Below are 15,098 nucleotides of genomic sequence, written 5' to 3'. Positions count from 1 at the left end.
ACAAGAACGAAAACATGTTCCGCGCATTCGCCACCATCGCCTGGGTGTCCTGCCTGCTGCCGTGCGCCGCCGCGACCGGCGAGTGGACGATGGCGCCCGGCGACTACGCCAATACCCGCTTCGCGGCGCTCGCGCAGATCACGCCGGCCAACGTCAAGTCGCTGAAGCCGGCGTTCACGTTCGACGTCGGCGTGCATCGCGGCCAGGAGGCCGCGCCGCTCGTGGTCGGCGCCACGATGTACGTGCTGTCGCCTTATCCGAACTACCTGTACGCGCTGGATGTCGCCAACAACGGCCGCAAGAAATGGGTCTTCGACCCGCAGCCCGGCGTGGGGGCGGAAGGCGTCGCCTGCTGCGACCTTGTCACGCGCGGCGTCGCCTACGACAACGGCCGCATCTTCATGGTCACGCTGGACGGGCAGGCCATCGCCGTCGATGCGAACAAGGGCACGCAGTTGTGGCGCACGAAGCTGGCCGACATCGCGAAGGGCGAGACCGTGACGATGGCGCCGCTCGTCGTCAAGGGCAAGGTCCTGATCGGCAACAGCGGCGGCGAACTGGGCGTGCGCGGCTGGCTCGTCGCGCTCGATGCCGGCACCGGCAAGGAGGTGTGGCGCGCGTGGAGCACGGGGCCGGACAAGGACGTGCTGATCGGCTCCGGCTTCCAGCCGTTCTATGAGCAGGACCGCGGCCGCGATCTCGGCGTCTCCACGTGGCCGCCGGACGCCTGGAAGATCGGCGGCGGCAATGTGTGGGGCTGGATTTCGTACGATCCCGAGGCGGACCTGATCTATTACGGCACCGCGAATCCCGGCCCATGGAACCCGGAGCAGCGGCCCGGCGACAACAAGTGGACGGCCGGGATCTTTGCCCGCAAACCCGATACGGGCGAGGCTCGCTGGTTCTATCAATGGAGCCCGCACGACCTGCACGATTACGATGGCGTCAACGAGAACGTGCTGGTCGACCTTGCCATCGGCGGCAAGCCACGCAAGGTGCTCGTGCATCCCGACCGTAACGGCTATGTGTACGTGCTGGACCGGATGACGGGGCAGGTGCTGTCGGCCGATGCGTTCGTCGACGTCACGACGAGCCTGGGCGTCGACCTCGCCACCGGCAAGCTGCGTTACAACCCGGCGAAGGCGCCGCGCGTCGGGGAGGTGATCCGCAACTTGTGTCCCGTGTCGCCCGGGGCGAAGGACTGGCAGCCTTCGGCATGGTCGCCGCGCACGAAGCTCCTGTACATTCCGCACCAGAACCTGTGCCAGGACACCGAGACCTATGACGTGGCCTACATCGCCGGCACGCCGTATGTCGGCGTGGACAACAAGATGTACGCGGCACCGGGCCGTACGCGCGGGGCCTTCACCGCGTGGGACCCTGTGGCGCGCAAGGCGCGCTGGTCGATCCAGGAACGCTTTCCCGTCTGGAGCGGCGCGCTCGCCACCGCCGGCGACGTGGTCTTCTACGGCACGATGGACGGCTGGTTCAAGGCCGTCGATGCGCGCGACGGCAAGCCGCTGTGGCAGTTCAAGGTCAGCTCCGGCATCATCGGCCAGCCCGTCTCCTACCTGGGCCCGGACGGCAAGCAGTACGTGGCCGTGCTGGCCGGCGTCGGCGGCTGGGCCGGCGCGATCGTCTCCGGCGACCTCGATCCGCGCGACGGCACCGCGGCCAAGGGCTTCGTCAACGTGATGAAGGACCTGCCGCACTACACGGGCAAGGGAGGCATGCTGTATGTCTTCGCGCTGCCTTAGTCTGGTGCTGCTGACGGTTGCCTGCTGCGCGCAGGCGCGCGAGCTACGCGTGTGCGCCGATCCGGACAACCTGCCATATTCGCACCGCGACGGCAGCGGCTTCGAGAACCGCATTGCCCAGCTGGTGGCGCGCGACCTGCATGCCGAGGTGTCGTACTTCTGGCTGCCGCAGACGCGCGGCTTCGTGCGCAAGACGCTGGGTGCGGGCGAGTGCGACCTGTTCATCGGCGTGCCGGCGGGCTTCGAGCGAGTGCTGACGACGCAGCCGTATTACCGCTCGACCTATGTCGCGGTAACGCGTGCGGGTACGGAGCCGTTCGCGTTCGCCGGCGACTGGCTGCGCACGCGGCGCATCGGCGTCCAGCTGGTCGGCAACGATCTGGCTGCGACGCCGCCCGGGCATGCGCTCGCGCGCGCCGGCGCGACCGGCAACGTGGCCGGCTTCCCGCTGTACGGCAAAGGCCCGGCGGCGCAGCGCATGGTCGACGAACTGGCCGCCGGCCGGCTGGACGCGGTACTGGTCTGGGGCCCGCAGGGCGGCTATTTCGCCCGGCACGCCGCCGTGCCGCTGACCGTGGCGCCGCTGGCCGCGCCGGAAGGGGTGCCCGTGCCGTTCGCGTTCGCGATCGCAATGGGCGTGCGCAAGGGCGACGCGGCGTTGCGCGACGAACTCGATGGCGCGCTCGATCGGCATCGCGACGAGATCGATGCGATCCTTGCCGAGTATGGCGTGCCGCAGGCCGGAGGGCGACCATGAGGGCCGCGGTGGTGTGGCTGGCGCTGGCACTGGTCGCGTGCGATCGGGAGACGCGGCCGCTGGCTCCGCCGGCGCAAGCGTCGCTGTTGCCGGGCGGGGCGCTGCCAGGGCATCGCGACGTGGGGCCGCCGGGTGCCGTGCCGCCCGTCCAAGCCACCTTGCCGTCGACGCAAAACCGCTACGAGGATTTCGCGTACGCGGTCGCGCAAGGCAAGCGGCTGTACCGTGCCTACAACTGCAATGGCTGCCACGCGCAGGGCGGCGGCGACATCGGCCCGGCGCTGATGGACGACAAATGGCGTTACGGATCGGATGCCGCCAGCGTCTTCGCGACGATCGCGCATGGCCGGCCGCGCGGCATGCCGGCCTATGGCAGCCACGTGCCGGCCGAGCAGATCTGGCAGCTGACGGCGTATGTGCGTTCGATGAGCGGCCTGCTGCCCGGCGACGTGGCGCCGTCGCGGAGTGACACGCTGCAGGCGTCGGAGCCGGAAAGCCGCCGCAAGGGCGGCCTGCCGAAGCCTGATGTGCCGCTGCCGCCGGAGAAGCGCTGATGAGCACCCAAACCGCCGCCGGGCAAGCCGTGCTGCAGGACGCGCTGCAGCCGGCCGGCGTGCAGGCCGACACGATCTTCGGCCTGTGGAACTTCACGCTGGCGCTGTGCACGATCGTGTTCGCGGCGATCGTGCTCGCGTTCCTGTATGCGTTGTGGCGGGCACCGCGCGGCACGCCCGAGAGCGCGCCGGACCTGGCGCCGCTGGCCCATCCGGAGAAGCGTGTGCACCGCACGGTGCTGTGGGCTACGGTGATCGCCACCGTCGGCCTCGTGATGCTGCTGGTCGCCGACGTATGGACGGCGCGCGCGCTGGCCCGCCTGCCGCTGAAGGAAGCCGTCAACATCGAACTGATCGGGCATCAGTGGTGGTGGGAGGTGTGCTACCTGGACGAGGACCCGGCCAAGCGCTTCACGACGGCGAACGAGCTGCACCTGCCTGTGGGAAGGCCGGCGATCGTGGCGCTGAAAAGCCGGGACGTGATCCACACGCTGTGGGTGCCGGCGCTGCACGGCAAGCGCGACATGATCCCCGGCCGCAGCACGACGATTGCGCTGCGTGCCGACAAGCAGGGCGTGTACCGCGCGCAGTGCGCCGAGTTCTGCGGCCTGGAGCACGCGCTGATGGCGCTGCCCGTCACGGCCGAGCCGCCCGCGCAATACGAGCGCTGGGTGCAGGGGCAGCGCCAGTTGGCGCCGGCGCCGGACTCCGACAGCCGCAAGCGCGGGCGCGACATCTTCATGGGCACCACGTGCGTGATGTGCCACACGGTCACCGGCACGGCGGCGCGCGGCACGCTGGGGCCGGACCTGACGCACCTGGCCAGCCGCCCGACGCTGGCGGCGGGCATGCTGCCGAACGACCGCGCCAACCTGCAGGCGTGGATCGTCGACCCGCAGCGGTTCAAGCCGGGCGCCAACATGCCGGCACACCCGCTGCCGGGGCCGCAGATGCATGCGCTGCTCGATTACCTGGAGAGCCTGAAATGAGCGAAGAGCGCCCCCGCGACGCGGTGCTGCTGGAACAGGCGTGGCGCGATCCGCCCGGCCTGTGGGGCTGGCTGTGCGCCGTCAACCACAAGGCGGTCGCCGGGCGTTTCATCGTCACGACGTTCGGCTTCTTCGTGGCCGGCGGCATCCTCGCGCTGCTGATGCGGCTGCAGCTGGCGCGGCCTGACAACCGGCTGATTGGGCCGGACCTGTACAACCAGCTGTTCACGATGCACGGCACGACGATGATGTTCCTGTTCGCCGTGCCGGTCATGCAGGCGGTCGCCATCTGGCTGCTACCGCTGATGCTGGGCAACCGCAGCATCGCGTTCCCGCGCATGAACGCCTATGCGTACTGGATCTTCCTGTTCGGCGGGTTGATGCTGTATGCGGCGTTCTTCGTCGACGTCGGGCCGGATGCGGGCTGGTTCGCCTACGTGCCGCTTGCCGGGCCCGACTACTCGCCCGGCAAGCGGGTGGACTTCTGGGCGCAGATGGTCACGTTCACGGAAACGTCGGCACTGATGGAGGCGATCGTCATCATCACGACGATCTTCAAGATGCGCGCGCCGGGCATGACGCTGAACCGCATGCCCCTGTTCGCGTGGACGATGCTGGCCACGTCGTTCATGGTGCTGTTCGCGATGCCGGCGGTGATGCTGGCCAGTACGGCGCTGATCACCGATCGCCTCGTCGGCACGCATTTCTACAACCCGGGCGAGGGCGGCGACGCGCTGCTGTGGCAGCACCTGTTCTGGTTCTTCGGCCACCCCGAGGTGTACCTGATCTTCATCCCGCCGCTGGGTTTCATCTCGTCGATCGTGGCCACGTTCGCACGCCGGCCCGTCGCCGGCTACCCGGCGATGGTGCTGGCGTTGATCGCCACCGCGTTCCTGTCCTTCGGGTTGTGGGTGCACCACATGTTCGCCACCAACCTGCCGGAGCTGGGCAAGGCGTTCTTCACGGCTGCCAGCCTGATGATCGCCATCCCGACGGCGGTGCAGATCTTCTGCTGGATCGCCACGTTGTGGACCGGCCGGCTGAACGTGAAGACGCCGCTGCTGTTCGTGCTGGCGTTCTTCGTGATCCTGCTGCTGGGCGGCCTGACGGGCCTGATGCTCGCTTCCGTGTCGCTCGACACGCAGCTGCACGACACCTACTTCGTCGTCGCCCACCTGCATTACGTGCTGCTGGGCGGCGCCGTGTTCCCGCTGTTCGGCGCGTTCTACTACTGGTACCCGAAGTTCACGGGGCGGATGATGAGCGAGACGCTGGGCAAGTGGCAGTTCTGGCTGTTCTTCATCGGCTTCAATGTGACGTTCTTCCCGATGCACCTGCTGGGCCTCGAAGGCATGCCGCGGCGTATCTGGATCTACCCGGCCGGCATGGGTTGGAGCGGCATGAATTTCGCCGCGACGCTGGGCGCGCTGACGATCGCCACGAGCGTGCTGCTGTTCATCGTGAACGCATGGCGCAGCCGCCGCCACGGCGCGGTGGCAGGGCCCGACCCATGGGGCGCCGGCACGCTGGAGTGGGGGACCGCCTCGCCGCCCCCGGCCGGAAACTTCGAGACGCTGCCCGTCGTGCACGGCCGCTATCCGCTGTGGCAGCCGGCCGGGGAAGGGCAACCGGAGAGCGTCACCGGCATCGATCCCGGCTTGCGCGAAGTGCTGCTGACGAGCGTCACGGCGGCCGAACCGGATCACTGCATGCTGACGCCCGGCCCGACGCCGTGGCCGTTCCTGACGGCGCTCGCGACGACGGTGCTGTTCGTCGGCTCGATCTTCACGCCGTGGGCCGTCGTGTGGGCGGCCGTGCCCGTGGCGATCGCCGCGACGATCTGGTTCTGGCCGCGCGTGGCGGAGAGCCGCACGCGGCGCGAGCGCGAGGTGCGGCCATGAGTCACGGCCCCGAAGACGCGCGCAAGGACGGCCCGCGCACGCTCGACGTGGCGCACCTGCCCACGTTCGCGTTCGGCCACCGCAGCCCGATGTGGTGGGGCACGATGGGGCTGATCGCGATCGAGTCGACCGTGTTCGCGCTGGCGATCATGACGTATTTCTACCTGCGCAGCCATGCCCACGTGTGGCCGATGACGGAGCGGGGCGAGCCGCCGGACCTGCTGTGGGGCACGGTGAACACGTTCATCCTGTTGCTCAGCATGATCCCCAACGAGATCGCGCGGCGCGCCGCCGAAAAGCTCGACCTGTCACGCGTGCGCGTCAGCCTGTTCGCATGCCTGGGGTTCGCGCTGGCGTTCCTGGCCGTGCGTGCGTTCGAGTTCACGGCGCTGCACACGCGCTGGGACAGCGACGCCTACGGCTCGATCGTGTGGATGCTGATGGGGCTGCACACGCTGCACCTGTTGACTGACACGTGGGACTCGGCCGTGCTGGCCGTGCTGATGGTGACGGGGCCGGTGGACGGCAAGCGCTTCGCCGACGTCAGCGAGAACGCCGTGTACTGGTACTTCGTCGTCGCCAGCTGGCTGCCGATCTATGCCACCGTCTACTTCGGCGCGAGGATCTGAGATGAAGCTGCCGAACTGGCCCGCGCTGCTCGTGGCGCCTTCGCTGGCGCTGGGGCACCTGTCGCTCGTCTATGCGCTCGTCACGCCGGCGTGCACGCGGCAGACAGTCATCATGCTGCACGCGGCGGCGGCCGGCACGCTGCTGCTGTGCGTGCTGCTGACGCTGCCGGCGGTGGCGAACTGGCGGCGCGGCCACGCCTATTCCGGCGCGGACGACGCGGCGGCAAGGCAGCGCTTCACGGCGCTCGTCGCATGGTTGTCCGGTGCGCTGTCATGCCTCGTCGTGCTGGCGCAATGGCTGCCAATGTGGGTGCTGTCGCCATGTTTTGGATGACTGCGAGGATGACGGCGCCGGTCAATAAGTTGCCTGGAAAAGGGGAGGTGTCCCCATTTTTCAGGCAACGTTGCGTACTGGTGGCGGCGCTGCTGCCTGCGGCCGCCTCGGCGCACGTGGCCAGCGCCGAGGCTACGCCGCGGCTGGGCTGGGGCGCCGAGCCATGGGTGGTGGCCTGCCTTGCGCTGTCGCTGCTGCTGTACGGGGCCGGCACCGCGCGCCTGTGGCCGCGCCAGGTGCTGGGGCGACGGGCGATGCTGGGCCGCGCCGGCTGGTTCGCGGCAGGGTGGCTGGCGATGGCGGCCGCGCTGGCGTCGCCGCTCGATCCGGCCGGCGGCATGATGTTCGCCGCACACATGGTGCAGCACGAGTTGCTGATGATCGTCGCCGCGCCGCTGCTGGTGCTAGGGCAGCCGTTCGGGCCGTGGATGTGGGCATTGCCGGGGCGCGTGCGCGGCGCGCTGGGCCGGGCCGTCCACTGGCGGCCGTGGCAGGCCGTGTGGCGCACGATCACGGCGCCGCTGCCGGCATGGCTGATCCATTTCGCCGGGCTGTGGGTATGGCACGCGCCGCCGCTGTTCCAGCTGGCGCTGCGCAGCGACACCGTGCACGCATGGCAGCACGCCAGCTTCCTGTTCCCCGCGCTGCTGTTCTGGTGGGCGGTGCTGGGCGCGCGCGGGCCGCGCCTGGGCCCCGCGCTGGTCTACCTGTTCACGACGATGATGCATACGGGAGCACTGGGCGCGCTGTTCGCGATGTCGGACAATGTGTGGTACCCGGCCTATGGCGACGCGCCGCTGGCGTTCGGCCTGACGCCGCTGGAAGACCAGCAGCTGGGCGGCCTGATCATGTGGGTGCCCGGCGGCCTGGCCTACGTGATCGCCGGATTGGTGCTGTGCCTGCGCTGGCTGGGGCCCGTCAAAAATACTTGGACAGGTAGTTCACACCCGAATCCGGGAAGATCGTGACGACACGGCCGGACAGCTTCGGCAGCAGTTGCGCGATGCCGGCCGTGACACACCCGGACGACCCGCCGGCCGCGATGCCTTCTCCCGGGAGACGCACATGCGTACAATGAGAGGATTACCTAGGCTGGGTTCCTCTAGGCGGTCACCAGATGCGCTTCTCTCAGGCGAGACGCCCGCACTATTGCTGCGCCGGTTCTTCTCTGCTTTCGACACGTAGATGCGAAGGCGCTCCCGCTGCGGCCCGACGCACAGGAATTTCGTGGAGATGGTGACGTGCCGGAAAAACGGTTAATAGATGTGGGTGAAGCTAAACAGCTGGTTCTGGAGGATCTAAAATCCTTTGTTAAAGACTATCCGATAGACCAGAACTGTTTGAGGGAGGATTACCTCGAAGCCTCCCGCTGCTGGATGTTCTTCCTGACCCCGGAGGTGTTGAAGCAAGTTGCGGGGCCTCTTATTGCTGACCTTACGTTCGTCGTGAGTAAGCATGGTGAGCTAAGGTGCTTTCCTGGTCTCTCCGGCACTGCGGAATTTCTGAGCGACTACGTCAGGAAGATGTCTGATCATTTCCGTGAGCAAGGCCTGTGATTGCCCGGAAGCCCCCAGATCCAAACACTGTTTTGCAAACAAACCGAATCGAGCCAAAGAGAATTCGCCTGATGGCGGACTACTTCTGCTTCTCTCTCTGGCATGACGACAGCGAGCGCACCGGAGAATTCGGCGACATCGATCCTCGTACGCTGGCGATCACCGCGGCTTTGGCCGCTGACCTGATGGCTTGGTCGGACTGGTACGACCGTGGGCTCGATATGAACGATCCGGCCGCCTCGTGCTGGGCGGAAGGAGAGAAAGATACGTTTGTACAGCAAGGGCAGCGGATGCTCGAGCGGCTGCGGGACGAACTTGGGTCGTCCTTCGTCGTGACCGGGCGCTTCTGAGCGCGGTTGCTAAACCAACGGCGTTACGCTAGGCCGGCCCCGTCGCTCAAAAATACTTGGACAGATAATTCACACCCGAATCCGGGAAGATCGTGACGACACGGCCCGACAGCTTCGGCAACAACTGCGCGATGCCGGCCGTGACGCAGCCGGACGACCCGCCGGCCAGGATACCTTCCTCGCGGGCCAGGCGCTTGCAGTATTGCAGCGCCAATTCATCCTGTACCTGGATCACGTCGTCGACGACGCTGGCGTCGAAGGCGCCGGATGGCTTGCGTTTGCCGACGCCTTCGATCACCGTGCCGTAGTCGCCGTCTTCCTTCTGGCCCGTGACGGCTTCCCGGTAGGCCGAGTGCAGCGGCTCGATGCCGATCACCGTGATGCGCGGGTCGCGGTCTTTCAGGTAGCGGCCGATGCCGGAGATCGTGCCGCCGGAGCCGACGCCACAGACGAAGTAATCGATGCGGCCGTCCAGCTGGAACCACATTTCCGGCGCCGTGTCCGTGTAGTGGGCCTGGCGGTTCAGCTCGGAGCGGTATTGGTCCAGTTGGAAGGCGCCGTGCTCGGCGGCGATGCGCTCGGCCATGCTGTAGTAGCTGCGCTCGTGCGCTTCCGGCACGTCGGCCACGCACATGTGCACTTCGGCGCCGTACGCCTCGATGCGCTTGATCTTCTCGACGCTGGTGCGGTCGGGCAAGGTCACGTCGCAGCGCAGGCCATGCACGGCCGCGGCCATCGCCAGCGAGGCGCCGGTGTTGCCGGAGGAACTCTCGACGACGTGCTCGACGCCATCCGGGCGGTGCCGCAGCATGTAGCGCACCATGCGGTCCTTGATGCTGCCTCCCGGGTTCATGAACTCGAGCTTGGCCACGACGTCGTGCCCCCTGAACAGGCGCTGTAATTGAACGATCGGCGTGTTGCCGATGGCTTCCATCACGGAACCGCGCACCTGGGACAGATGTTGAGAGGCCGACATTGCTACTCCTATGAAAGTTTTCTTCCTAGAAAGCCTACCATGCTTGCCTTTATTGCAGCGTACGATTGTACGCCTGACGCATAAGCTTGGATGAAAACAGCATAACGGCTTTCCCGGCCGGAGCTTGAGGAGAAAAGCTGCGTTAAAATGGCCCGTTTCGAAATACCTGAGGTAATGCGCAATGAAATGGGCCCTGGTCGGTTTTTATATCTTGTCGGTTTTGCACATCCATTTCCGCGGCAAGGTCCGCCTGCCGATCGGCAGGCAACTGTTCGACCATTCGTCGTTCATGGCGCCGATCAACATCTTCATGCACTTCTTCTCGCGGGTGCCGTCGACGCCGTATCTGCCGGTGGCCGACTTCAAGGAGCTCGCGCCGCTGCAGGAAAACTGGCAGGTGATCCGGGCTGAAGCTGAAAATCTCATTCGGCTGCAGAAGATCAAGGCGTCGGAAAAGAATGACGATGCCGGCTTCAACTCGTTCTTCAAGGCCGGCTGGAAGCGCTTTTACCTGAAGTGGTACAACGCCAGCCACCCGTCCGCGGCCGAGCTGTGCCCGAAGACGTATGCGCTGCTGCAGGGCATTCCGTCGGTGAAGGCGGCGATGTTCGCCGAGCTGCCGCCGGGCGGCAAGCTGAACCCGCACCGCGATCCGTTCGCCGGCTCGCTGCGCTACCACCTGGGCCTGGCCACGCCGAACGACGACCGCTGCTTCATCGACGTCGATGGCGTGCGTCACAGCTGGCGCGACGGCGAAGGCGTGATGTTCGACGAGACCTACATCCACTGGGCGATCAACGGCAGCGAGAGCGACCGCATCATCCTGTTCTGCGACGTCGAGCGGCCGATGCGCTTCCGTTGGGCACAGGCGGTCAACCGCTTCCTGGGCCGCACGATGATGACGGCTGCCGCCTCGCCGAACGAGACGGGCGACCAGGTGGGCCTCGTGTCGAAGCTGTTCCGCGTGTCGTACTACGCCGGCATCTACCGCCGCCGCTTCAAGGCTTGGAACAAGACCGTGTACAAGATCACCAAGGTGGCACTGATTGTTGGCCTCGCGGCACTGATTTATTACATTTGATTGATCGGCCTTACCGCTTGGCTGGACCGTCGGCATAATTCCAACCCAAAAGCAAACCCTGGGGTCAGGAAGGAGTGTTGGCCTCCAGGCCAACACCGCTTCGCAGGCAGGGAGCGGTGCTCCCTGAAGCCCCTGCTACGCCCCGGCGGGTCTGACCCCTGCCTCTGCCGTTGGGTTTAATGGCACCTCCGGCACGCAGCCGTCAAGGCCCGCCGCCTAACACCTTATCCGGCGTCATCGGCGTGCTGCGCAGCCGCTTGCCCGTCGCGTGCCAGATCGCGTTGCTGACCGCGGCGGCCACGCCGACGATGCCGATTTCGCCCACGCCTTTCGCGCCCAGCCGGCTGACGATGCGGTCGTCCTCTTCCGCGAAGATCACGTCCACCGCATGGATGTCGGCATTCACCGGCACGTGGTATTCCGCGTAGTTGTGGTTCATGAAGCGGCCCAGCCGGTGGTCGGCATAGGTCTCTTCATGCAGCGCCTGGCTGATGCCCCACACGATGCCGCCCACCACCTGGCTCGTCGCCGTCTTCAGGTTCATGATGCGGCCCGCCGCCACGGCGCTCGTTACCCGCGTCACGCGCACCACGCCCGTCTGCTCGTCCACGCGCACCTCGACGAAGACCGCCGAGTGTACCAGGCGCCGGAACTTGCGCTGCTTGAGCATGTTCGGCAGCATCAGGTACTTCTCTTCGAGGCGCACCACGCCGCTGTCGTTCATGATGGCGGCCAGCGGCAGCGCCACCTGCGGGTCGCGTTTCAGCCGCAGCGCGCCGCCGGTGAATTCCACGTCCTTGAAGCGGGTGTTCGCGAACGGTGAGTGCGACAGCGCCTTGGCGTGCTTGAACAGCGTCTTCTGCAGCTTCTCGCAGACGCCGGCCACGGCCGAGCCCACGGTCGTCACGTGCGACGAGCCCCCCTCGATCGGCGCCACCGGCAACGTCGAGTCGCCCAGCTGGAACGTCACGTCTTCCAGCGGCAGGCCGAGCGCTTCGGCGGCGATCATCGCCATCACGGTGTAGGTGCCGGTGCCGATGTCGGTCGCCGCGCTGGACACCACCAGCTTGCCGTCCGCGTGCAGCACCGCGCTGGCGCGGGCGAACATCTGCATCGCATCCCACACGCCGGTGGCCATGCCCCAGCCGATCAACTCGGTGCCCTCGCGCATCGAGCGGGGATTCAGCGGCCGCTGGTCCCAGCCAAATTTTTTCGCGGCCAGCTCGTAGCAGGCGCGCAGCTCCTTGCTGGAGTAGGGCTTGTCCTCGACGGGTGAACGTTCCGCGTAGTTCTTCAGCCGCAGCGCCAGCGGGTCCATCTTCAGTTCCCACGCCAGTTCGTCCATCGCCACTTCCAGCGCATGCACGCCGTGCGCCGCGCCGGGCGCGCGCATGTCGATCGGCGTGTAGTGATCCAGCTTGACGAGCTTGTAATCGAGCTTGATGTTATCGCACTGATACAGCATGCCCGACCAGTTGACGACGACTTCCACGTAGTCCTCGATCGGCGATGTCTCGGCGATCGCCTGGTGCCAGATCGCGCGCAGCGTGCCGTCGTTGTCGGCGGCCAGCTTCACGCGCTGCACGGTCTCGGGGCGGTGGCCGAACGAGAACATCTGCTGGCGCGTCAGCACCACGCGCACGGAGCGCTTCAGGTGCAGCGCGGCCATCACCGCCAGCGTCAGCTGGTACTGCGGCCGCAGGCCGGAACCGAACGCGCCGCCCACGTACGGGTTGCGCACGGTGACCTTGTTCTTCGACAGGCCAAACACGTGCGACACGTACCAGCGGCTGTTCTGCGAGCTCTGGGTCTTGTCGTAGATCGTCAGGTGGCCGCTTGGGTCGCGGATCACGGTGGATGCGAACAGCTCCATCGGGTTGTGGTGCTCGACGCCGCTGTAGAACTCCGCGTCGATCTTCACCGGCGCCTGCGCATAGGCGGCATCCGTGTTGCCTTTCTCGTCCGGCGGCGGCTCGTAGCCGGCCTTCAGCGGCTTCGGCTTGTAGGCCCGCTCCAGGTTGGCGGAGAGCTTGGTGCCGTGCGGTTCCGTGTCGATCTCGAAGCGCACCAGCGATGCGGCGTAGCGCGCCGCCTCGAACGTTTCCGCCACCACCAGCGCGAGCGGCTGGCCGCTGTACATCACGCGGTCGTCGTACAGCGGGCGGAACGGCGAACCGGCCGGCGCCGTCATGTCCTTGTAGGCGATGTCGAACGAACGGATCTTCGGCCGGTTCAGGTGCGTCAGCACTTCGACGACGCCCGGCACCGCGAGCGCGGCCTGCGTGTCGATCGCCACGATGCGGCCCTTCGCGGCGGGGGAGCTGACGACGACGCCGTACGCCAGGTCCGGCGCCGGCAGCTCCGCCGCATATTTTGCCTGGCCCGTCACCTTGGCGCGGCCGTCCACCCGCGATACCGGCGTGCCGGTGCGTACGCTGCCGGTGCCGCGGTCGGCCACCGGCGGGTTCAATGCTTCGATCAGTTCCGTCATCGTGCTGTCTCCTTGATGCCCTGGTTCGTCACGGTGCCGCGCGTGGCGACGTGCAGCGCGCGCATGATCGCATTGTGCGCGAGCGGAATCTTGAAGTCGTTCGCGCCGCGGCCGACTGCGCCGTGCAGCAGCGCATCCGCGACGGGGGCGAAGGCCGCGTCGCCGGGCTGCGCGCCGACGAGCAGTTGCTCCGCTTCCGGCAGGCGCCATGGCTTGTGCGCCACGCCGCCCAGCGCGATGCGGGCGGCGGCGATGCGGCCGTCCGCGCCGATATCGAGCGCGGCGGCGACGGAGACCAGCGCGAACGCATACGACAGCCGCTCGCGCAGCTTCAGGTAGGCCGAGTGCCGCACGAAGCCCTGCGCCGGCGGCAGGGCGATGCCGGTGATCAGTTCATCGGGCGCCAGGGTGGTGTCGACGTCCGGCCGGTCGCCCGGCAGGCGGTGGAATTCATGGAACGGGATCTCCCGCTTGCCGCGCACGGACTGCACGTGCACGACGGCGTCCAGCGCGGCAAGCGCGACGCACATGTCGGATGGATGCGTGGCGATGCAATGCTCGCTGGTGCCCAGGATCGCGTGCTGGCGCGTGATGCCGCCGTTGGCCGCGCAGCCGCTGCCCGGCGTGCGTTTGTTGCAGGGCGTGGCCACGTCGTAGAAGTACCAGCAGCGGGTGCGTTGCAGCAGGTTGCCGCCGTTGCTGGCCATATTGCGCAGCTGCGGCGACGCGCCGGCCAGGATCGCGGCCGACAGCAGCGGGTAGCGCTCCTCCACCAGCGGGTGGTAGGCCGTGTCGGCATTGCGGGCGAGGGCGCCCAGCAGCAGGCCGCCATCGGGCGTCTCCTCGATCGCGTCGAGCGGCAGGCGGTTGATGTCGACGAGGTGCGGCGCGATCGTCACGCCTTCCTTCATCAGGTCGAGCAGGTTGGTGCCGCCGGCCACGCAGCGGATCTCGTGCTGGTTGGCGGTACCCTGGTGCGCCGCGTTGGCGGCGATGGCTTGCAGCGCGGCGTCCACGCTGGCGGGGCGGTCGTAGGCGAACGGGTTCATGCCGGCACCGTCCCCGAGATGACCGCGTGCTCGGCGTTCTCCGTGTCGGCCGGCACGCCGGCGACCTGGGCGACGGCGCGCAGGATCTGCGGATAGGCGCCGCAGCGGCAGATGTTCCCGCTCATCAGCTCGCGCACTTCGGCCAGGCAGTTCGCGCGGCCTTCGTTGATCAGGCCCACGCCGGAACAGATCTGCCCGGGCGTGCAGTAGCCGCACTGGAAGGCGTCGTGCTCGATGAAGGCCTGCTGCAGCGGGTGCAGCGCGTCGCCGTCGGCCAGGCCTTCGATCGTCGTCACGTCGCGGCCGTCGTTCATCACGGCGAGCGTCAGGCAGGAATTGATGCGGCGGCCGTCGACAAGCACGGTGCAGGCGCCGCATTGGCCGTGGTCGCAGCCCTTTTTCGTGCCGGTCAGGCCCAGGCGTTCGCGCAGCAGGTCGAGCAGCGTGACCCAGGCTTCCACTTCCATTGTGTGCTGTTGCCCGTTGACGGTCAGCGTCAGCGGACAGCGCGCGGGAACTTGCATGGCATGGCCCTTTCGATGTGAGTTCGGTAAAACCCCACGTTAGCGCGCACATGCCGGGCCCTGCCGTGCGTTTCCACACACAGTGCGAAGAACCAGAAAAAAACGCGCTGTCCGCGTAAGGTAGGGGAACTTCCAGGCGTCAACGCGGTC

General features: G+C 67.2%; 15 protein-coding genes. 11 read left to right on the top strand and 4 right to left on the bottom strand.

Annotation, left to right across the window (positions count from 1 at the left end; translation table 11 throughout):
* Window positions 1-14 precede the first annotated feature (14 nt).
* The 10 genes from IP92_RS09145 (at window position 15) to IP92_RS09095 (ending at window position 8,827) form a co-directional block, all read left to right on the top strand.
* A complete protein-coding gene (locus tag IP92_RS09145) occupies window positions 15-1,757 on the top strand; it encodes a methanol/ethanol family PQQ-dependent dehydrogenase (protein WP_145874245.1) in 1,743 nt (580 codons plus the stop codon).
* Entirely contained in the window at window positions 1,738-2,514 is a 777-nt protein-coding gene (locus tag IP92_RS09140) for a substrate-binding domain-containing protein (RefSeq protein WP_145874244.1), read from the top strand. The genes IP92_RS09145 and IP92_RS09140 overlap by 20 nt, the downstream gene beginning before the upstream one ends.
* A complete protein-coding gene (locus IP92_RS09135) occupies window positions 2,511-3,068 on the top strand; it encodes a c-type cytochrome (protein WP_145874243.1) in 558 nt (185 codons plus the stop codon). Before IP92_RS09140 ends, IP92_RS09135 begins: the two co-directional genes overlap by 4 nt.
* Window positions 3,068-4,057 (top strand): cytochrome c oxidase subunit II, encoded by a 990-nt coding sequence (coxB, locus tag IP92_RS09130; protein ID WP_229418705.1) that lies wholly within the window; start codon window positions 3,068-3,070, stop codon window positions 4,055-4,057. Before IP92_RS09135 ends, coxB begins: the two co-directional genes overlap by 1 nt.
* Entirely contained in the window at window positions 4,054-5,958 is a 1,905-nt protein-coding gene (gene ctaD / locus IP92_RS09125) for a cytochrome c oxidase subunit I (protein WP_145874242.1), read from the top strand. Before coxB ends, ctaD begins: the two co-directional genes overlap by 4 nt.
* On the top strand, window positions 5,955-6,587 hold the full coding sequence (locus IP92_RS09120) for a cytochrome c oxidase subunit 3 (RefSeq protein ID WP_145874241.1): 633 nt from the start codon (window positions 5,955-5,957) through the stop codon (window positions 6,585-6,587). The genes ctaD and IP92_RS09120 overlap by 4 nt, the downstream gene beginning before the upstream one ends.
* 1 nt (window position 6,588) lies before the next feature.
* Window positions 6,589-6,921 carry a hypothetical protein gene (locus IP92_RS09115; protein ID WP_145874240.1) on the top strand — a complete coding sequence of 111 codons (333 nt, stop codon included), beginning with the start codon at window positions 6,589-6,591 and terminating at the stop codon, window positions 6,919-6,921.
* Between the two features lie 47 nt (window positions 6,922-6,968).
* Window positions 6,969-7,889 carry a cytochrome c oxidase assembly protein gene (locus tag IP92_RS09110; RefSeq protein WP_229418704.1) on the top strand — a complete coding sequence of 307 codons (921 nt, stop codon included), beginning with the start codon at window positions 6,969-6,971 and terminating at the stop codon, window positions 7,887-7,889.
* A gap of 273 nt (window positions 7,890-8,162) precedes the next feature.
* Window positions 8,163-8,477, top strand: a complete 315-nt coding sequence (locus IP92_RS09100; protein ID WP_145874238.1) for a hypothetical protein — start codon at window positions 8,163-8,165, stop codon at window positions 8,475-8,477.
* The gene (locus IP92_RS09095; RefSeq protein ID WP_503826280.1) at window positions 8,474-8,827 is read left to right on the top strand and encodes an immunity protein CdiI family protein; all 354 of its coding nucleotides are present in this window, start codon (window positions 8,474-8,476) and stop codon (window positions 8,825-8,827) included. Before IP92_RS09100 ends, IP92_RS09095 begins: the two co-directional genes overlap by 4 nt.
* 46 nt (window positions 8,828-8,873) lie before the next feature.
* Here the strand turns inward: IP92_RS09095 and IP92_RS09090 are convergent, their stop codons facing one another.
* Window positions 8,874-9,803, bottom strand: a complete 930-nt coding sequence (locus IP92_RS09090; RefSeq protein WP_229418703.1) for a PLP-dependent cysteine synthase family protein — start codon at window positions 9,801-9,803, stop codon at window positions 8,874-8,876.
* Window positions 9,804-9,984: 181 nt separating this feature from the next.
* Here IP92_RS09090 and lpxO point away from each other — a divergent pair, with 181 nt between their 5' ends.
* Window positions 9,985-10,884 (top strand): lipid A hydroxylase LpxO, encoded by a 900-nt coding sequence (gene lpxO / locus IP92_RS09085; protein ID WP_145874236.1) that lies wholly within the window; start codon window positions 9,985-9,987, stop codon window positions 10,882-10,884.
* A 202-nt stretch (window positions 10,885-11,086) separates the two neighbouring features.
* Here lpxO and IP92_RS09080 read toward each other — a convergent pair whose 3' ends face one another.
* From IP92_RS09080 to IP92_RS09070, 3 genes are read right to left on the bottom strand one after another with little or no spacing between them, the layout of a single operon-like run.
* On the bottom strand, window positions 11,087-13,375 hold the full coding sequence (locus IP92_RS09080; RefSeq protein WP_145874235.1) for a xanthine dehydrogenase family protein molybdopterin-binding subunit: 2,289 nt from the start codon (window positions 13,373-13,375) through the stop codon (window positions 11,087-11,089).
* A complete protein-coding gene (locus IP92_RS09075) occupies window positions 13,372-14,424 on the bottom strand; it encodes an FAD binding domain-containing protein (protein ID WP_145874234.1) in 1,053 nt (350 codons plus the stop codon). The genes IP92_RS09080 and IP92_RS09075 overlap by 4 nt, the downstream gene beginning before the upstream one ends.
* Complete coding sequence (locus tag IP92_RS09070) at window positions 14,421-14,948, bottom strand: (2Fe-2S)-binding protein (protein WP_145874233.1); 528 nt, start codon at window positions 14,946-14,948, stop codon at window positions 14,421-14,423. Before IP92_RS09070 ends, IP92_RS09075 begins: the two co-directional genes overlap by 4 nt.
* Window positions 14,949-15,098 lie beyond the last annotated feature (150 nt).

It is taken from the genome of Pseudoduganella flava, assembly GCF_007830495.1.
Classification (GTDB): Bacteria; Pseudomonadota; Gammaproteobacteria; order Burkholderiales; family Burkholderiaceae_D; genus Rugamonas; species Rugamonas flava.
This window is presented reverse-complemented; position numbering and strand designations above follow the sequence as displayed.